Below are 17967 nucleotides of genomic sequence, written 5' to 3'. Positions count from 1 at the left end.
CCACTCAGGGTGTCATGCGGTACGAGCCGTTCCGTCACCGGATCTTGATGGTGATCGTCGACCCCTTGGGTGCCGTCTGGCCGCCCTCCACGGACTGGCTCTTGACGGTGTCGCCGAACAGGCCCAGCAGACCCCGGTCCTCGTCGACCTGGAAGCCCGCGTCCTCCAGCGCCTTCTTCGCGTCGTCCACGCTGTCGCCGGTGACGTCCGGGACCTCGATCATCTCGGGGCCCTTGGACAGGGTCAGGGTCACCGTGTCGCCCTCGGCGGCCTGGCCGTCGCCCGCCGGGGTCTGCGTGGCGACCTGCCCCTTGTCGTACTCGGAGTTGACCTGCTGGGCGGCGACCTTCACGTTCAGGCCCGCGTCCTCCAGGTCGGCCTTCGCGTCCGCGAGGTCCTCGCCGGTGACGTCCGGGACGTCGACGGCGCTGCCCTTGCTCACGGTCAGCGCGATCGCCGAGCCCGCGTGCCGCTCGATGCCCTCGTCCGGGTCGGTGGAGATCACGAAGCCCTTGGGGACGTCGTCGCTGAACTCCCGGGTGACCATGCCCGGTTCGAGCCCGTCCTTCTTCAGCAGGGCGCGTGCCTTGTCCAGCCGGTAGCCCTCGAGCGAGGGCACCTTCACGGTCTCCGGACCGTCGGAGATGGTGAGCGTCACCCTGGAGTTGTCGCGGATACGGCTGCCGGGCTCGGGGTCCGAGCTGATGACCGTGCCCCGCTTCACCGTGTCGCTGTAGGCGTGCTTGACCGTGCCGAGGTCGAGCCCGGCGTCGCTCAGCTGCTTGCTCGCCTGGGTCTGCGTCTTCGCCAGCACCAGCGGGACCTTGGTGAACTGGCCGGAGTTGATGTACCAGACGCCCGTGCCGACGCCGAGGATCAGCAGGACGGCGACGACGATCGCCAGCGGTCCGCGCCGCGAGCGCGCGCCACGGCCGCGGGGCGGCAGCGGCGGGGGAGCCGCCAGCACGCTGGTGCGGTGGACGCCGGACTCGTCCTCGTTCACCGGCAGCGGGCGTGGCACCGTCAGCGAGCGCGGGATGACGCTCGTACGGTCCTCCGCGATGTTCCGGTCCGAGGTGACCGCCTGCGGCGGCACCAGGTCAAGCTGGTCCGGGCTGAGCGAAGCACGCACCTCACGGGTCTGCGCGAGCAGCGCCACCGCGTCGTACGGGCGGATGTCGGGGGTGCGGGCGGTGGCCGAGGCGACCAACTCGTCCAGCGCGTACGGCAGTCCGGGCACGACCGCCGACGGGGGCGGGACGTCCTCGTGGAGGTGCTTGTAGAGCACTATCGCGGGGGAGTCGCCCTCGTGCGGGCGGTCGCCGGTGAGCATCTCGTAGAGGACGACACCGCACGCGTACACGTCGACCCTGGGGTCGGCCGTGCCGTTGTCGATCTGCTCCGGCGCGAGGTAGGAGACGGTGCCGAGGACGGTCCCGGTCGTGTTGGTCACCGTGTCCACGGACCGGACGAGCCCGAAGTCGGCGACCTTGACCCGGCCGTCGTCCCCTATCAGCACGTTCTCCGGCTTCATGTCCCGGTGCACGAACCCGGCCCGGTGCGCGGCGCCGAGCGCGGCGAGCACCGGCTCCAGGATGTCCAGGGCGGCGCGCGGCTGGAGCGCCCCGCGCTCGCGCAGCACGTCACGCAGGGTGCAGCCGGCGACGTACTCCATGGCGAGGTAGACGTACGACCCGTCGGCGCCCTGGTCGAAGACCTGCACCACGTTCGGGTGCGCCAGCCGCGCGACCGACTTCGCCTCCCGGATGAACCGCTCGACGAAGGTGCCGTCGGCCGCGAGGCCCGGGTGCATCACCTTCAGCGCGAGCACGCGGTCGAGGCGGGTGTCCAGGGCCCGGTAGACCGTGGCCATCCCGCCGACCGCGATCCGCGCGTCCACGCGATAGCGGCCGTCGAGCACCTGCCCGACCAGAGGGTCCTGAAGGGTCGTATCCACGCAGGTGAGTGTACGAGCCGTCACTGACAGGGCCCCGGGTTCGGGTGAGATCGGGGCGGTACTGCAGCCGAGCTGTGACGGACATCGCACCGCCGTCCGGATCTGCTCGAACATATGTTCAGGGAAGTCGGCTCCGGATCCAGCAGTACCGGTTCAGAAGGCAGGCCGTTCCGGATCCAGCCGTGCCAGCCCCTCCGTCGGCGAGGACGCCTCCGCGAAGTGGCGCCGTGGGATCCGACCCGCCCGCCGGGCCAGCCGCCCCGCCTCCACCGCGTGCCGCATCGCCTCGGCCATCAGCTGCGGCTCCTGCGCCCGGGTCACCGCCGAGGCGAGCATCACACCCGCGCACCCCAGCTCCATCGCGAGCGCCGCGTCCGAGGCCGTACCGGCGCCCGCGTCGAGAATCACGGGTACGCGCGCGTGCTCGACGATCAGCTGGAAGTTGTGCGGGTTGCGGATGCCGAGCCCGGAGCCGATCGGCGAGCCCAGCGGCATGATCGCCGCGCAGCCGACGTCCTCCAGCTTGCGGGCGAGCACCGGGTCGTCGTTCGTGTACGGCAGCACCGTGAAGCCGTCGTCCACCAGGGTCTCGGCCGCCTCCAGGAGCTCGATCGGGTCGGGCAGCAGGGTGCGCTCGTCGGCGATGACCTCGACCTTGATCAGATCGGTGCCGAGGGCCTCGCGGGCGAGCCGGGCGGTGAGGACGGCCTCCCCGGCCGTGAAGCAGCCGGCCGTGTTCGGCAGCACCTGGATGCCGAGCTTCCGCAGGACGGACAGGACGGAGCCGTGCACCGAGGGGTCCACGCGGCGCATCGCGACCGTCGTCAGCTCCGTGCCGGAGGCGACCAGCGCGCGCTCCAGGACGTCGAGGCTGGGGGCCCCGCCGGTGCCCATGATCAGGCGGGACGTGAAGGACGTACCGCCGATGACAAGGGGATCGTCGGCCATGGGTCAGCCTCCTTGGACGGCGGTGAGGACCTCGACGCGGTCCCCCTCGGCGAGGGATGTCGACGGCCACTCGGTGCGCGGGACGACGGTTTCGTTCAGGGCGGCGGCGACTCCGGACGGGGCCGGGGTGAGTGCGCGTACGACGGTGTCGAGGGCCGTGCCGGGGGCGAACCGGCGCGGCTCTCCGTTGACGGAGATGTTCATGCGGGCTGCTCCACGCGCGCGAAGCGCCTCGGGGTGAACGGGCGGGCCTCGTCCGGGAGTTCACCGGTGGCCAGGGCGTGTGCCAGGGCGTCGCCGGTGACCGGCGTGAGCAGCACGCCGTTGCGGTAGTGGCCGGTGGCCAGCAGGAGTCCGGGCAGCTGCGTCGGGCCGAGCAGCGGGGCGTTGTCGGGGGAGCCGGGGCGCAGGCCCGCGCGGGTCTCCGTCAGGGGCAGCTCGGTGATGCCGGGGACCAGCTCGTGAGCGTCCCGCAGCAGCTCGTAGACCCCGCCCGCGGTGACCGTGGTGTCCCAGCCGAGCTCCTCGCTGGTCGCGCCGACCACCAGCTCGCCGTTCTCGCGCGGCACCAGGTAGACGCTGCTGCCGCGCACCACCGCGCGCACGGTGCGGCTCAGGAACGGTGCGTAGCGCTTCGGCACGGTCAGCCGCAGCACCTGGCCCTTCACGGGGCGCACGGGCGGCAGCACGTCGTCCGGGAGGCCCGGAAGCCGTCCGCTGAGGCTGCCGGCGGCCAGCACCACCTGGCCCGCGCCCAACTCGGTGCCGTCGGTCGTGGTGACGCCGGCGGCCCGGTCCCGTACGACCTCGAAGCGCTCCGCCCAGGTGCGGTGGAAGACCACGCCCGCGTGCTCGCAGGCGGCCACCAGCGCGCGTGCCAGTCGCCGCGGGTCGATCTGGTGGTCGCCGTCCACCCTGAGCCCCCCGCGCACGCCCGGCGCGAGCATCGGCTCCAGGCGCCGGCAGTCACGCCCCGACAGCCATTCGGACTCCAGGCCCGACTGCCGTTGCAGGGTGTGCAGTTCGCGCAGGTGGGCGCGGTCGTCGGCGTCCAGCGCGACGGCGAGGGTGCCGCAGCGGCGGTAGCCGAGGTCGTGGCCGGTGAGGTCGGCGAGCTCGGCCGCGAAGTCCGGGTAGCGGCGGGCCGAGGCCAGATTGAGGCCGAGCAGGGTCTGCTCGCCGTAGTGCAGCTCCGTGACCGCGGCCAGCATCCCGGCGGCCACCTGGGCGGCCCCGCCGCCCGGCTCGGGATCCACCACGGCCGTGGCGAACCCGCGCTGCGCGGCCCGCCAGGCCGTGACCAGGCCGATGATTCCGCCCCCGATGACGAGGACGTCTGACGTACGTGACGACATGGGCGTCCAGCCCCTCCCTTCGCCGGCATGACCCGGATCAGGTTCGTACGGTCGGAGGCCGCCAGCCTCCCTCTCAGCCCGGTGCGTCCGGGCTCCCGCGAGTGCTTGTACGTTGGCCACCCTAGCCCGACCCGCCGAGCCTCTGTAAGGGAGCCTCCCGCCATGCACCGCTCGCTGGACGGCCTCGTCCTCGCCCCGGTCGCCGACCAGGCCCCAGGTCAGGTGGGTACGCGCACGCGGTTCACCTACCACGAGAAGGACGGCGAGATCTGGGCCGAGTACGCGGGCGGCGACGTCGTGCGCGGACACCTCGTGGGTACTCGGTCAGGTGACCGGCTGGACTTCCGGTACGTCCAGCTCAAGCGAGACGGGACGACGTCCTCGGGGCACTGTGTGTCGACGGTGGTGGAGTTGCCGGACGGGCGGGTGCGGCTGGACGAGACCTGGGAGTGGGAGTCGCAGGCCGGCAGTGGGACGAGCGTTGTGGAGCAGGTCACTGAGTGAGCGCGACTGCTGACTGACAATTTGTCAGTTGGCTAGGGTGATCAGGTGAGCGAGCAGACGACGCAGTCGCAGCGGAGGGTGGTCGTGGTCGGCGCGGGCATGGCTGGCGTCCAGACCGCCGTCGCCCTGCGCGAACAGGGCTTCACCGGCACCGTCACGCTGATCGGCGCCGAGCCCCACCAGCCCTACGACCGGCCGCCGCTGTCCAAGGCGGTGCTGCTCGGCAAGTCCGAGGGCTCCGCCTTCGACGTCGACTTCGAGGCGCTCGGCATCGAGCTGCGGCTGGGCCGCGAGGTCCTGGGCGTGCGCCCCGGCGAGCACGAACTGGACACCGAGGTGGGCCCGGTGCCGTACGACGTCCTGGTCCTCGCCACCGGCGCCGAACCGATCATGCTGCCGGGCACCGAGGGCGTGCCCGGGGTGCATCTGCTGCGCACCCTGGACGACGCCGAGCGGCTGCGGCCGGTGCTCGCGCGGCAACACGACATCGTGGTCGTCGGAGCGGGCTGGATCGGCGCCGAGTTCGCCACCGCCGCGCGCGAGGCGGGCTGTGCGGTGACCGTCGTCGAGGCCGCCGACCGGCCGCTCGCGGGCGCGCTGCCCGCCGAGGTGGCCGCACCGATGGCCGGCTGGTACGCCGACGCGGGCGCCGTCCTGCGTACGCACGCGCGCGTGGAGCGCATCGAGCCCGGCGCGGTCGTCCTCGACGACCACACGCGCGTGCCCGCGGGCGCGGTCGTCGTCGGCATCGGCGCCCGCCCCGCCACCGCCTGGCTGACCGGCTCCGGCGTCGAGCTCGGCGTCCACCGCGAGGTCGTCGCCGACGTCCACCTGCGCACCTCGGCACCGGACGTCTACGCCGTCGGCGACTGCGCGTCCTTCCCCTCCGGGCGGTACGGCGAGCGCCTGCTGGTCCACCACTGGGACAACGCCCTCCAGGGCCCGCGCACGGTGGCCGCGAACATCATCGGCGAGGCCACCGGGGAGCCCGCGTCGGTCTACGACCCCGTGCCGTACTTCTGGTCCGAGCAGTTCGGCCGCTTCGTCCAGTACGCCGGCCACCACACCGCCGCCGACGCGACCCTGTGGCGCGGCGACCCGTCCGGCCGGGCCTGGTCGGTGTGCTGGCTGCGCGAGAACCGCCTGGTCGCCCTGCTGGCGGTGGGCCGCCCGCGGGACCTGGCGCAGGGGAGGCGGCTGATCGAGGCGGGCACGCTCATGGACCCGGAGCTGCTGGCGGATCCGGCGAAACCGCTGAAAGCGGCCACGGCCTAACCGGAAACCCCAGGTCGGACGGGTCCGGCTTCCGACTGTCAGTGCGGGATGGCAGGCTTGTGTCCGTGACCGAGATTGACGCAAAGATCGATGCTCTCGTCCCCGCCTGGCTCACCCTCCCCGACATCGCAGAGATGCTCGATGTCGAGGTGACGCGTGTGCGACAGCTGGTCAAGGAGGGCCAGCTCATCGCCGTACGCCGTGGTGAGAACCGCGCGCTGCACGTCCCCGCCGCCTTCATCGACGGGGCCGAGCAGAAGGTCGTCAAGGGCCTCACCGGGACCCTGACGCTCCTGCGGGACGACGGCTTCTCCGACGAAGAGATGCTGGAGTGGCTCTTCACCCCCGACGAGAGCCTGCCGGGCACCCCGGCGCAGGCCCTCAGCGAGAATCGCGGCACGGAGGTGAAGCGCCGGGCCCAGGCGCTCGCCGTCTGACCCGAGCACGCTGATCCGAACACCGTCGGCGTACGGGCCGGGGTCCGCGCGGGCCACGGCCACGCATCAGTGCGGCCTGCGGCCCGTACGCCGCCGACATCGAACGACACCCAGGGGGACCCTCGTATGTCCGACACCGCAGCCACCGCCCGCGCCGAGCTCGCCGACGCCCGCGTCTACCTGTGCACGGACGCCCGCAGGCGCCAGGGCGACCTGCCCGAGTTCCTGGACGCGGTCCTGGCCGGCGGTGTCGACATCGTGCAGCTGCGCGACAAGGGCATGGAGGCCGCCGAGGAGCTGGAGCACCTGGCCGTCTTCGCCGAGGCCTGCGCCCGGCACGGCAGACTCCTCGCGGTGAACGACCGGGCGGATGTCGCCCACGCGGCCGCCGCCGACGTACTCCACCTCGGCCAGGGCGACCTCCCGGTCCCCGCCGCCCGCGCGATCCTCGGCGGGGACGTCCTCATCGGCCGCTCCACGCACGCCGAGTCCGAGGCCGCGGCCGCCGCCGTCCAGGAGGGCGTCGACTACTTCTGCACCGGCCCCTGCTGGCCGACCCCCACCAAGCCCGGCCGCCACGCCCCCGGCCTCGACCTGGTCCGGTACACCGCCGGCCTCGGCGCCGACCGCCCCTGGTTCGCCATCGGCGGCATCGACCTCGACAACCTCGACGAGGTGCTGGCGGCCGGCGCCCGCCGGGTCGTGGCCGTCCGCGCGATCACCGAGGCGGACGACCCGGGCGCCGCGGCGGCGGAGTTCGCGAAGCGACTGCGGCAGGCCTAGGTCCTGGGCCCAGCGCCCGGTCCCGGATCGTCCGTCGTGCCGCGAGGGTGTCTCATGTTTGTCCAAGGGATGGACAACATGCCGACAATTCCGGCAAATCTCAGAGATCCGGTTGGGTGACCGCCGCCCCCTGACTAACCTGCGGGTATGGCCCTCGGAACCGCATCCACCAGGACTGATCGCGCACGCACCGTGCGTGACATGCTCGCCACGGGCAAGACGACGTACTCCTTCGAGTTCTCGGCACCCAAGACGCCCAAGGGCGAGCGGAACCTGTGGAGTGCGCTGCGCAGGGTCGAGGCGGTCGCCCCCGACTTCGTCTCCGTGACCTACGGCGCCGGCGGCTCCACCCGCGCGGGCACGGTCAAGGAGACCGAGCAGATCGTCGCGGACACCACGCTCACGCCGGTCGCCCACCTCACCGCGGTCAACCACTCCATCGCCGAGCTGCGCAACATCATCGGCCAGTACGCCGACGCCGGGATCCGCAACATCCTCGCGGTGCGCGGCGACCCGCCCGGCGACCCGATGGGCGACTGGGTCGCGCATCCCAAGGGCCTGACCTACGCCGCCGAACTCGTCCACCTCATCAAGGAGGCGGGCGACTTCTGCGTAGGCGTCGCGGCCTTCCCGGAGATGCACCCGCGCTCCGCGGACTGGGACACCGACGTCGCCCGCTTCGTCGACAAGTGCCGGGCCGGCGCCGACTACGCCATCACGCAGATGTTCTTCCAGCCGGAGTCCTATCTGCGACTGCGTGACCGGGTCGCCGCGGCCGGCTGCGCGACCCCCGTTATCCCCGAGGTCATGCCGGTGACCAGCGTGAAGATGCTCGAGCGGCTCCCGCAGCTCAGCAACGCGCAGATCCCCGCGGCCCTGAAAGAGCGGATCCTCACAGCCAAAGACGATCCGGCCGCTGTACGCTCCATTGGCATTGACTTCGCCACGGAGTTCTGCGCGCGGCTGCTGGCCGAGGGAGTGCCCGGACTGCACTTCATCACGCTCAACAACTCCACGGCGACGCTGGAAATCTACGAAAACCTGGGCCTGCACCACCCGCCGCAGGCCTAGACCGGCCGCACGGGTATACGACACACTGCGTAGCGGCGACTGGGAGAGGGGCGTACATGGGCTATACGGTCCTCTACATCGCGTTCGGAATCGTCGCGCTGTGGCTGCTCGGTGAAGTGCTGCTGCAGTACAAGGCGCGGCTGCGCTGGCGGCTGCTCGCCTTCGCCGGCTTCCTCGGCGTCGTGGCCGGGGTGCTGATCTCACAGGTTGTCGTCATCGGGCTCGGCGCGGCCGCGTTCGCGGTCGGCCAGACATACGTCACGCTCTCCTTCCGCCGCGGCTTCTCGGCCGGCTGGGCGGTCAAGCGCCCGGACGCCGAAGCCGACGCCGAGCTCGTGGGCGGCGGCAGCAGCAAGCGCCGGCGCGGCAAGGCGGACCGCCAGGACCCGACGCTGGAGGTCTCCGACCTGGAGCCGGCCGACGGCGGCTACGGCGACGCCCGCTCCTTCGGCCAGGACGGCGCCTCCTACGGCGCCGAGGAGGACTACGACCGCGACGACGTCTTCACCCCGGCCCGCGCCGCACAGCCCACGGCCGCCGAGACCACGTCCGTCTACGAGCCGCAGCCCATGCCCGACGACACCGGCTCGTACGGCGTCTACAACGACTCCGCGTACGCCGCCGCCGACCAGTCCTACGCGAACGCCGGCCAGACCCAGGACCAGTACGCGGCGGCCGCCCAGGGCGCCGACCAGAACTACGGGTACGACTACTCCGGCTACAACCAGCAGCAGTACGGCTACGACGCGGGCGGCCAGCAGCAGTACGCCGCCTACTCCGACCCGTACATCGGCACCCAGACCTACGGCGGCGGCTACGACGCCACGTATGGTCAGTACGACCAGCAGGGCTACGGCCAGGACCAGTACGCCACCGGCCAGTACGGCGGCGGCGAGACCACCCCGGCCGGCGGGGTCTGGGTCCCGCAGCAGCGCTCGGACGAGACCTACGGCGGCGAACTCCCGCCGGAACAGCAGTACCCGTACCAGGGCAACGGCCAGCAGCAGTCCCAGGGCAACGGCTACGACGAGCAGCAGTACCGCTTCTGAGGATTCCTCGGCTTCACCGAGGGCCGGAAGCTCACTGCGAGCCCTTGAACTCCAGTCCCTCCACGATCAGGCCGGCCACCAGCGCACCCGACATCCCGGCGTGCGGGAGGCCACCGCCGGGATGGGACCAGCCGCCCGCGGTGAACAGGCCGGGGACCGCGGTGGTGTTCGCGGGATGCAGCAGGCGCCCGTCGGCCGCGGCGAGCGAAGGCGCCGGTACGGCTCCGTCCGGCGCGCCGGTCGCCTCGGCGATGTGGGCCGGGGTGCGTACCTCGTGCCAGAGAAGGCGCTCGCGCAGATCCGGTACGGCACGTTCGGCGGCGGCGATCAGCTGTTCGGCGTGCCGCTCGACGGACTCCGGCTCCGCCTGGCTCCCCTCGGGCCGCGCGGGCACCACCGAGGTGAGGGCGACCGCCTCATGACCGGAGTCCGGGACCAGCTGTGGATCGTCCGGTCGCAGAACGGTGAGCGTGGGACGTCCGTCGAACCCGGCGGGGGCACCGAACAGCAGGTCCAGCTCCCGCTCACGGTCCTCCGCATGCACGACCGTCCGATGCGCCACCCCCTCCGGGCGCCCGCCGCGCAGCGCCAGCAACACTGTCATCCGGCTCGGCAGCCGGCGCTGCGGCGGGACCTCGCCGACATCCCGCACCGCCGACCCGCGCACACAGCGGCTCAGTACCTCGGGCGCGACTCCGGCGACCACGAAGTCCGCCTCCGCGACCGCACCGTCGGCCAGCTCCACGCCCGCCGCCCGGCCGTCCTTCTCCAGCACCCCGGTCACCTCGGCGCCGAAGCGGAACTCCACCCTGCGGGCCACGCACCGCTCGTACACCGCCCGAGCCAACTCCCGTGTCCCACCCCGCACATACCAGGTCCCGAAGGCGTGCTCCATGTACGGCAGCACGGCCGCGCTCGCCGGTGCGGTCCGGGGATCGAGGCCGTATGCGAGCGCCTGGCTCTCCAGGAGTGCCGCGAGCCGCTCGTCCCGCAGCTCCCAGGCGGCGACCTCGGCGAGCGTGGCCGCCCGGCGCGTGCGCAGCAGCCGCTTGTGCGGGACCGACGGATACGGCTCCTGTTCCGCCAGCACCGACCAGTTCGGCCACAGAGGCTCCTCGAGGAGGGGTCTGCGGGTACGGTCCCAGGCCTCGCGGGCCCGCACCAGGAAGTCGCCCCAGCGCTCCCCGGCCCCCGCCCCGAGCGCCTCGTCCAGAGCCGCGACCACGCCCGCGCGCGAGGCGTTCGGCAGCGACACCTCCGTGCCGTCCGCGAAAACGTGCCGCGAGGACGGGTCGACCTGGACCAGTTCGACGCAGTCCTCCAGCGGCTCCTTGCCGGTCTTGACGAACAGATCGCGCCAGACCGCGGGGAGCGTCAGCAGCCCGGGACCGGTGTCGAAGCCGAACCCGTCCCGCTCGAACCGGCGCACCGCACCGCCGTACGTCTCCGCACGCTCGTACACCGTCACCCGATGGCCCGCGACGGCCAGCCGGGCGGCAGCCGCCATCGCACCCAAGCCGGCGCCGATCACCGCAATCCGTCCCATGCCTGCGACTTTATCGGCCGCCACTGACAGTCCGGTCCGGCGGCCGTCAGCCGGGCGGCCGTCCCACCTGCGCCGCGAGCCGGCGCTCCTCCCGGCGCTGGGCCCGGCGGCGCCAGAAGCGCCGGATCCGGGAGATCAGGAACACCAGCACGATCAGGCCGGTCGCCAGCAGCACCGCCGCGACGACCGCCGCGGCCAGCGGGTGGAACATCGCGAAGGACACGATCCCGGCGACCCCGAGATCCTCGGCGAAGCTCAGCACGATGTTGCTGAACGGCTCCGGCGAGGTGTTCACCGCCATCCGCGTCCCGGCCTTGACGGTGTGGCTGGCCAGCGCCGTCGAACCGCCGACCAGGCCGGCCACCACGTCGTTGAGGGAACCACTGTGCCCGGCGAGCAGCGCCCCGACCCAGGCGCCCGCCACCGGCCGGATCACGGTGTGCACCGAGTCCCACACCGAGTCGACGTACGGGATCTTGTCGGCGACCGCCTCGCAGAGGAAGAGCACGCCCGCTGTGACGAGCACCTCAGGGCGTTGCAGGGCCGCCGGGACGTCGTCGCTCACGCCGGTCGCGCCGAAGACGCCGAGCAGCAGCACCACGGCGTAGGCGTTGACACCGCTGGCCCAGCCGCTGGTGAAGACCAAAGGGAGTACGGACACGGGGGCGATCGTAACCAGTCGGCAACAGAGCGTCCTGGGGGTGAGTGCGCACGGCTGAGTATCCGTACCTAGTGGGTGAGTTGAGTACGCGCGCGGATGGGGCCCGACCTGCGCGAACGAGAGAGTGGAGACACGGAAAGGGGCACGGCTCCGGCACCGGCGACACGGGGCGCCGGAACGGGGCCGCCCACGATCCGCTCCTTCCGCCGGCAGTCGTCGGCGGGAGCGAGGCACGGGGGAACCCGGGGGAACGACCGATACGGGGGTCCCAACGGGGGGACACGGGGGAAAAGAGAAAACGGGGGAGCACGAGAAGGCGCCGGTTCGAGGTGGCCCGCGGGGGACGCGGCCACAACGGACCGGCGCTTTCGTGTGCGGTCACGCGTGTGCGGTCACGCGTGTGCTCAGCGGTTGCCGCGCCCGCTCACACGCCCCTGGAGCAGCCGGGACAGCGCCGCGTGCACGTCGTCCAGGGAGCGCTCGGGCTGGAAGGACTGCCAGTCCAGGGCGGCCACCAGGACCATGCCGACCAGTGCCGAAGCGGTCAGCGGGACGTCGATCTCGTCGCTGAACTCGCCGTTCTCGATGCCCTCGCGCAGCACGTCCTCGACGACCGCCACCGCCTGCTGACGGACCACCATCAACGTGGACTGCCAGGCCCTGTTGGTGCGCCACAGCTCGGCCACGTACAGCTGTGTGAAGGCCGGGTAGCGGTCGATGAAGACGAGACCCGCGCGGATCATCGCGTCCAGGGCGTCGACCTTGCTGCCCCCGTCCCGTGCCGTCTTCTCCGCCGCCTCCCGCAGAGAGGCGGTGAGGAGTCCCACACCGTGCCGCAGCAGCTCCTCGAAGAGGACGGACTTGCTCGCGAAGTTGTAGTACACCGTGCCCTTGGCGACCCCGGCCCGTTCGGCGATCTCGTCCACGGTGGTGGCGGAGAAGCCCTGCTCGGCGATGAGCGTGACGGCGGCCTCGTAGAGCTTCTGCCGGGTGGCCTCGCGGCGGGTGCTGCCGCCCGGCGTGGTGCTGCTGCTTTCCATGGTCCCGATTGTCACAGGAGCCGTACCTCCACAGGTCCTGACCGGGCTTTTCACAGGCTCAGCTCCGGGTGAAGCCGATCGAGCGTCCACACCTGCCGCCGGCGGGCCGACAGCGCGGTCAGCGCGAGCGCGCCCGCGGTGAACGCGACGAGCACCACGCACGCGTGCCACACGGGTCCCAGCCCACCGCCCGTGATGAGCCTCCTGAGGGCCCCCACGACGTAACTCATCGGCAGGAAGGGGTGGAGCGCGTTGAAGAAGCCCGGGCTGGTCTGCACGGGGTAGGTGCCGCCCGCGGACGTCAACTGGAGCATCAGCAGGGCGAGTACGAGGATCCGTCCCGCCGCCCCGAAGCGCGCGTTCAGCCACTGCACGATCGCCGCGAAGCACGCCGTCACCAGGAACAGGAAGCCGACCGTCCCGGCCGCGCGGGCCATCTCCAGGCCGATCGCCCAGTGCAGCACCGACATCAGCGCCACCGTCTGAAGCACGCCGATCGCCACCACCGGAAGCCAGCCCGCCAGCGCGATCCGCCACCCGGGGGCGCCCGTGGCGAGCGCGCGCCGGTTCATCGGCGCGATCAGCATGTACGCCACCATGGCGCCCACCCACAGGGACAGCGGGATGAAGTACGGGGCGAACCCGGTGCCGTAATTGGGCGCCTTGTGCAGGTCCTTGGAGACCAGCCGGACCGGATCCGCCATCACCTCGGTGCGCCGGTCGCGGTCCTTCTTGTCGTAGTCGGGGATCTTGCCGGCCCCGTCGTGCAGTCCGCCCGCGAGCTTCCCGGAGCCGTCGACGAGCTTGAACATGCCGCCGTTGAGGTCCTCGGCGCCCGTCTTCAGCTTGCCGACGCCCGTGTCGAGTTCGGCCGCGCCGGTGGTGGCGGTGCCGAGCCCCGAGTGCAGCTTCCTGGCGCCCGCGGCGACCTTCCCGGCACCCGCGTTCAACTTGTTGACCTTGGTGACGGCGTCCTGGAGGTCCTCGGAGAGATGCGGGGCGCGGTCGGCGAGCGCCTGGGCCTGCTTCTGGAGGGTGGCGAGGTCGGCGTCGAGCCTCTTCAGGTCGCCGTGCTGGTCGCCGATCAGCGTGTTCAGGTCGTCGGCGACCACCGCCACGTCCGCGGCCGCGACCTTGGCCCTCTTGAGGTCGGCACAGGCCGGGTCCGGCAGTACGGCGTTCTCGCAGCGCGCTCCATAGACGTCGTTCAACACCTTGGAGGCCGCGTGCGCGCCCTTGGCGGCCGTCGGGGCCGACTTCACCAGGATGTCGAGGTTGTCGCGGATGGCCTTCGAGGAGTCGGCCACCAACTGGGCGGTGTCCCCAATGGTCTTCTCGTTGCCCTTGATGAACGGGCCCACCTTGTCGTCGACCGCGTTGACCTTGTCGGCCAGCGTCTGCGTGCCGTCGGCGACCTGCCGCGAACCGTCCTCCAGGTCGCCCGCGCCCGTGTTGAGCTTCTTCAACCCCTTGGACAGCGCGCCGCTGCCGTCCTTGGCGTCCTTGAGCCCGTCCGCGAGGTCCTTCGAACCCTTCTCGGCCTTCCCGATGCCGCCCTTGAGCCGGTCGGCGCCGTCGGCGGCCTTCACGGTCGCGCCGTGGATGTCGGAGAACGAGATGAAGATCCGGTCCAGGAAGGACCGCGACGCCTTGGTGGACGCGGCCGTCCGCACCTCGCTGAAGACGGTCCGCGAGATCTGCCCGACGATGTAGTTGTTCGCGTCGTTCGTACGCACCTGGAGTGCGCCCGTCTCCGGAGAGCCGCCCGCGCTGGAGGCGATCCGCCGGCTGAAGTCGGCCGGCATGGTGAGCGACAGGTAGTACCTGCCGTCCTCCACGCCCGCGCGTGCCTCGCTCGCACTCACCTCGTGCCAGTCGAAGACATCGCTCTCGCGCAGCCCCTCGGTGATGTCGTCACCGGCCGCGATCTCCTTGCCGTCGGCGGTCGCCCCCTTGTCGTCGTTGACGAGCGCCACGGGGATCCGGTCCAGTCGGCCGTACGGGTCCCAGAACGACCACAGGTAGAGCGCGCCGTACAGCAGCGGCAGCACCAGGAGCGCGACGAGCGCGGCCCTCGGCAACTTCCCCCGGCCGAAGCGCCTGAGCTCAAGAGCGGCCAGCTTGGGCGAGCGCATCGGCCCTCTCCTTCTCCGCGGTGCTTACGACGACGGTGTCCTCCGGTGCCTCGCTGCACACCGCCACGACGGTGGTCCCGGACTCGGCGATCGACCTCAACAGCGCCCACACCTCGGCCCGTTCGGCGTCCGAGAGCTTCAGGTCGGTGTCGTCGACGCCGAGGAGCCGGGGACGGCCGAGCAGGGCGAGCGCGATGGACAGACGTACCGCCTCAAGGCGTTCCAGGTCTCTTACGGCGGTCCGGGAGCCCTTGGGCAGGGCCGCCCGGTCGAGCCCGGCGGCGGTCAGCGCGGTGTCGATCCGCAGTTTCGCCTCGGCCGTGCGCTCGGCACGCGGCTTCAGCAGCCCCCGCAGGGAGTCGCCGAACCGCCGTTGCAACAGGGCCCGTTCGTGCAGGTGCTCGCCGACGGTCAGCGCCGGTTCGAGGTCGGTGACCCCGGCGACGTGCGCGAGCCCGCTCACCCGGCGTACGGCCGCCAACTGCTTGGGCAGCTTCCACTCGCCCACCTCGGCCGCGCCCTCGGTGGCCTTCATGCGGCCCGTGAGCGCGAGCAGCAGGCAGGTACGGCCGGACCCGGAAGGTCCCTCGACCGCGATCAGCGAGCCGGGCTCCGCGGCGAACGTGACGTCGCGGAAGGCCCAGCCGCGCGGGCCCCTGAGCCCGAGGCCGTGGGCCGTGACACCGGTTCCGGGCACGGTTCCCCCCATCCCCTGGATATGAGACTGAATTTGAACTGACTGGTCAGTGCAAAAACTACTCCGAACCTTAGATCGAAGCAAAACCGCAGGTCAGAACGGATTGTCAGTGCCATACCGCACGATGGGGACATACGGCTACCCGAATGCGGGCATGCCGTCACGCAGAGACAGGAGGTTCGTCATGGCCAGCTATCACGCAGCAGCCGCGCGCCGGCGCCGTGCCACCGGCCCTGCCCCCTCACTGACCGGCCCGGCGAGCGACGTCCACCCCGTGCTGCGCCGGGCCGCCGCGCCGCCCGCCGCCCTCGACCTGCTCGCCCAGGCCCGCGCCGGCCTGGACGAGGCCGCCGTCCTCGAAACGCCCAACGAGCGCTATGCCACCGCCCACCTCGCCGCCCTGCGCACCGCCGCCGCCGTGCTTGCCGCGCGAGGGCGCCCGGAGACCTCCGAGCGACGCCGCGCACGCATCCGGAGCGCCTGGGAAGTGCTCCCCGAAATAGCGCCCGAACTCGCCGAGTGGAGCGTGCTGTTCGCCTCCGGGGCCCGGCGCCGCGCCCGGGCCGAGGCAGGTATCCAGGGCGCGGCCAGCCGCCGGGACGCCGACGACCTGATGCGCGACGTGGCGATGTTCCTGCGCCTCGTCGAGCGCATGCTCGTCCTCCAGCCGGTCCTGCCGCAGCCCCGCCACGACCCCGACCACCCGCAGCCCGGCCCGGAACCGGACCGCGACTTACCGGACACGGGCTGAACCACCTGCTCGACCTCTGGTCCCGTCCGCGGTACGAGACGTTCCGCGGGCCGCGGCACCGGAGTGACCAGGTGCGGTGGCGCAGGCAATAGGGTGGAGGGCGCCTGAAGCCTCTCCTCCCGCACCCCGGGCCGGGGGAGGCAGCCCGTTCGCTCCGCCGTGCAACAGGCGGTGCCGCGCCGAGGAGTCAACTGCCGTGTCGGACCCGATGCGACCCCGCGCCTCCCTTCGTACCGCCGTCGTCTGGGAGGTCCTCCAGGACGCCCTCGACCGACGGGTCAAGGCCACGGGACGCCAGGCGCTGGACGTCCTCGACGCCGGAGGCGGCAGCGGCAACTTCGCGGTGCCGCTCGCCCGCCTCGGCCACCAGGTCACCGTCGTCGACCCCAGCCCGAACGCGCTGTTCGCGCTGGAGCGCCGCGCCGCCGAGGCCGGTGTCGCCGACCGCGTCCGGGGCGTCCAGGGCGACGCCCACGGCCTCTTCGACGTGGTCGAGCGGGGCGCCCACGACGTGGTGCTGTGCCACGGCGTCCTGGAGTACGTCGACGACCCGGCCGAGGGCGTGCGCAACGTGGTGGCCGCCCTGCGCCCCGAGGGCGTCCTCAGCCTGCTCGCCGCGGGCCTCGGCGGCGCCGTCCTCGCGCGGGCGCTGGCCGGCCACTTCAAGGAGGCCCGGCAGGCGCTCGGCGACCCGGACGGCCGCTGGGGCGACGGCGACCCCGTGCCGCGCCGTTTCACCGCCGAGCAGCTCACCGCGCTGGTCGAGGGCGCCGGCCTGCGGGTCGGCGCCGTGCACGGCGTGCGGGTCTTCGCCGACCTCGTCCCGGGCGTGCTCGTCGACACCGAGCCCGGCGCCCTGGAAGCGCTGCTGAAACTGGAGGAGGCGGCGGCCGAGCTGCCCGCGTTCCACTCCGTCGCCACCCAGCTCCACGTGCTCGGTGAGACCCAGGGGGCCGCCGAGGCCTGAGCGGCCTCCCGAGGCGAGCCGCTGATCAGCGCGTTGGCTGCGGATGGAGTACGCCACAGGCCCCCCGAACGGGGGCTCGGCGCCGTATGATCGAAGGAGATCACCCGGCATGACGGGTCGGCCGCTGGGGAATGGAAGATTCAGCGGGCCGGGACGTCCATGGCGGATTCCGGTTGGCCAATTGGCGCAGAGGGGCGGGTTTCACGGGGGCGATTCCCTGCCTATCCTGAAGGGACCCCCCGGGTCGCCCCCGGCGACTGCACGAATGAGGAGGACTCCGTGCCGCTCTCTGAGCACGAGCAGCGCATGCTCGAGCAGATGGAGCGAGCGCTGTACGCCGAAGATCCCAAGTTCGCGACAGCGCTTGAGGGAAGCGGGCTGCGTACGTACACCCGGCGGCGGGTGTATCAGGCGGTCGCCGGCTTTCTCGTGGGTATCGCGCTCCTCATGGCTGGAATGGTCGCCAAGCAGGTCTGGCTCAGTGTGGTGGGTTTCCTCGTCATGCTGGGGTGTGCGGTGCTCGCCGTCACCGGCTGGCGCAAGGCACCCAAGCCGGGCGAGCAGCCCGCCGGTGGTGCCGCTCCGCACGCGCGCCGTCAGGCACGGCAGAAGCGCTCCATGATGGACCGTATCGAGCAGCGCTGGCAGCGCCGCCGAGACGAACAGCAGGGCGGCCAGTAGCCGCCCCGGCTCCCACAGCGGTTGAGGGGGTGACCACCCGGGTGGTCACCCCCTCACGTATGCCCTGAAGACGGCGCCGCTCTGCAGCTGGGGCCGCTCTGAGGCCGGGC

General features: G+C 72.1%; 18 protein-coding genes and 1 riboswitch. Of the genes, 9 read left to right on the top strand and 9 right to left on the bottom strand.

Annotated features, from left to right (window positions below; genetic code table 11):
- Positions 1 to 34: 34 nt before the first annotated feature.
- From pknB to thiO, 4 genes are all read right to left on the bottom strand, one after another.
- Positions 35 to 1957, bottom strand: coding sequence for a Stk1 family PASTA domain-containing Ser/Thr kinase (gene pknB, locus ACQEWB_RS13110; RefSeq protein ID WP_432830354.1), 1923 nt, complete (start codon positions 1955 to 1957; stop codon positions 35 to 37).
- Positions 1958 to 2110: 153 nt separating this feature from the next.
- The gene (locus ACQEWB_RS13105; RefSeq protein WP_432830352.1) at positions 2111 to 2905 is read right to left on the bottom strand and encodes a thiazole synthase; all 795 of its coding nucleotides are present in this window, start codon (positions 2903 to 2905) and stop codon (positions 2111 to 2113) included.
- Between the two features lie 3 nt (positions 2906 to 2908).
- Positions 2909 to 3109: a sulfur carrier protein ThiS gene (gene thiS / locus ACQEWB_RS13100; protein ID WP_432830350.1), complete on the bottom strand. Its 201-nt coding sequence runs from the start codon at positions 3107 to 3109 to the stop codon at positions 2909 to 2911.
- Positions 3106 to 4260: a glycine oxidase ThiO gene (thiO, locus tag ACQEWB_RS13095; protein WP_432830348.1), complete on the bottom strand. Its 1155-nt coding sequence runs from the start codon at positions 4258 to 4260 to the stop codon at positions 3106 to 3108. Before thiO ends, thiS begins: the two co-directional genes overlap by 4 nt.
- A riboswitch (TPP riboswitch) is annotated at positions 4258 to 4369 on the bottom strand. (Overlaps the previous gene by 3 nt.)
- A 53-nt stretch (positions 4370 to 4422) precedes the next feature.
- On the opposite strand from thiO, the gene ACQEWB_RS13090 reads away from it, so the two are divergent.
- The 6 genes from ACQEWB_RS13090 to ACQEWB_RS13065 all read left to right on the top strand — a co-directional run bounded on the left by ACQEWB_RS13090 (position 4423) and on the right by ACQEWB_RS13065 (position 9379).
- Positions 4423 to 4764 carry a hypothetical protein gene (locus ACQEWB_RS13090; RefSeq protein ID WP_432830346.1) on the top strand — a complete coding sequence of 114 codons (342 nt, stop codon included), beginning with the start codon at positions 4423 to 4425 and terminating at the stop codon, positions 4762 to 4764.
- A 45-nt stretch (positions 4765 to 4809) separates the two neighbouring features.
- Positions 4810 to 6039 carry an NAD(P)/FAD-dependent oxidoreductase gene (locus ACQEWB_RS13085; RefSeq protein WP_432830344.1) on the top strand — a complete coding sequence of 410 codons (1230 nt, stop codon included), beginning with the start codon at positions 4810 to 4812 and terminating at the stop codon, positions 6037 to 6039.
- A gap of 65 nt (positions 6040 to 6104) precedes the next feature.
- Entirely contained in the window at positions 6105 to 6476 is a 372-nt protein-coding gene (locus ACQEWB_RS13080; protein ID WP_356016102.1) for an Rv2175c family DNA-binding protein, read from the top strand.
- A gap of 126 nt (positions 6477 to 6602) precedes the next feature.
- Entirely contained in the window at positions 6603 to 7259 is a 657-nt protein-coding gene (thiE, locus tag ACQEWB_RS13075) for a thiamine phosphate synthase (protein ID WP_432830342.1), read from the top strand.
- 147 nt (positions 7260 to 7406) lie between these two features.
- Positions 7407 to 8330 carry a methylenetetrahydrofolate reductase [NAD(P)H] gene (metF, locus tag ACQEWB_RS13070; protein ID WP_432830340.1) on the top strand — a complete coding sequence of 308 codons (924 nt, stop codon included), beginning with the start codon at positions 7407 to 7409 and terminating at the stop codon, positions 8328 to 8330.
- A 56-nt stretch (positions 8331 to 8386) separates the two neighbouring features.
- The gene (locus ACQEWB_RS13065) at positions 8387 to 9379 is read left to right on the top strand and encodes a hypothetical protein (protein ID WP_432830338.1); all 993 of its coding nucleotides are present in this window, start codon (positions 8387 to 8389) and stop codon (positions 9377 to 9379) included.
- Between the two features lie 31 nt (positions 9380 to 9410).
- Here the strand turns inward: ACQEWB_RS13065 and ACQEWB_RS13060 are convergent, their stop codons facing one another.
- From ACQEWB_RS13060 to ACQEWB_RS13040, 5 genes are all read right to left on the bottom strand, one after another.
- The gene (locus ACQEWB_RS13060) at positions 9411 to 10925 is read right to left on the bottom strand and encodes a phytoene desaturase family protein (RefSeq protein ID WP_432830336.1); all 1515 of its coding nucleotides are present in this window, start codon (positions 10923 to 10925) and stop codon (positions 9411 to 9413) included.
- Between the two features lie 46 nt (positions 10926 to 10971).
- The gene (locus ACQEWB_RS13055) at positions 10972 to 11586 is read right to left on the bottom strand and encodes a DUF4126 domain-containing protein (protein WP_432830334.1); all 615 of its coding nucleotides are present in this window, start codon (positions 11584 to 11586) and stop codon (positions 10972 to 10974) included.
- 404 nt (positions 11587 to 11990) lie between these two features.
- The gene (locus tag ACQEWB_RS13050) at positions 11991 to 12626 is read right to left on the bottom strand and encodes a TetR/AcrR family transcriptional regulator (RefSeq protein WP_432830332.1); all 636 of its coding nucleotides are present in this window, start codon (positions 12624 to 12626) and stop codon (positions 11991 to 11993) included.
- Positions 12627 to 12676: 50 nt separating this feature from the next.
- The gene (locus ACQEWB_RS13045; protein WP_432830330.1) at positions 12677 to 14761 is read right to left on the bottom strand and encodes a YhgE/Pip family protein; all 2085 of its coding nucleotides are present in this window, start codon (positions 14759 to 14761) and stop codon (positions 12677 to 12679) included.
- Positions 14733 to 15470, bottom strand: a complete 738-nt coding sequence (locus ACQEWB_RS13040) for an ATP-binding cassette domain-containing protein (protein ID WP_432830328.1) — start codon at positions 15468 to 15470, stop codon at positions 14733 to 14735. The genes ACQEWB_RS13045 and ACQEWB_RS13040 overlap by 29 nt, the downstream gene beginning before the upstream one ends.
- A gap of 172 nt (positions 15471 to 15642) precedes the next feature.
- Between ACQEWB_RS13040 and ACQEWB_RS13035 the strand changes: the two genes are divergently transcribed.
- The 3 genes from ACQEWB_RS13035 to ACQEWB_RS13025 all read left to right on the top strand — a co-directional run bounded on the left by ACQEWB_RS13035 (position 15643) and on the right by ACQEWB_RS13025 (position 17857).
- Positions 15643 to 16209 (top strand): SAV_6107 family HEPN domain-containing protein, encoded by a 567-nt coding sequence (locus tag ACQEWB_RS13035; RefSeq protein WP_432830326.1) that lies wholly within the window; start codon positions 15643 to 15645, stop codon positions 16207 to 16209.
- A gap of 196 nt (positions 16210 to 16405) precedes the next feature.
- Positions 16406 to 17176: a methyltransferase gene (locus tag ACQEWB_RS13030; protein WP_432830324.1), complete on the top strand. Its 771-nt coding sequence runs from the start codon at positions 16406 to 16408 to the stop codon at positions 17174 to 17176.
- Positions 17177 to 17455: 279 nt separating this feature from the next.
- Positions 17456 to 17857 carry a DUF3040 domain-containing protein gene (locus ACQEWB_RS13025; RefSeq protein WP_432830322.1) on the top strand — a complete coding sequence of 134 codons (402 nt, stop codon included), beginning with the start codon at positions 17456 to 17458 and terminating at the stop codon, positions 17855 to 17857.
- Positions 17858 to 17967 lie beyond the last annotated feature (110 nt).

This window comes from Streptomyces sp. CA-249302 (assembly GCF_050936785.1).
In the GTDB taxonomy this organism is placed as follows: domain Bacteria; phylum Actinomycetota; class Actinomycetes; order Streptomycetales; family Streptomycetaceae; genus Streptomyces.
Note: the sequence above shows the minus strand (reverse complement) of the source record. Positions and strands in the feature narration are given on the sequence as shown.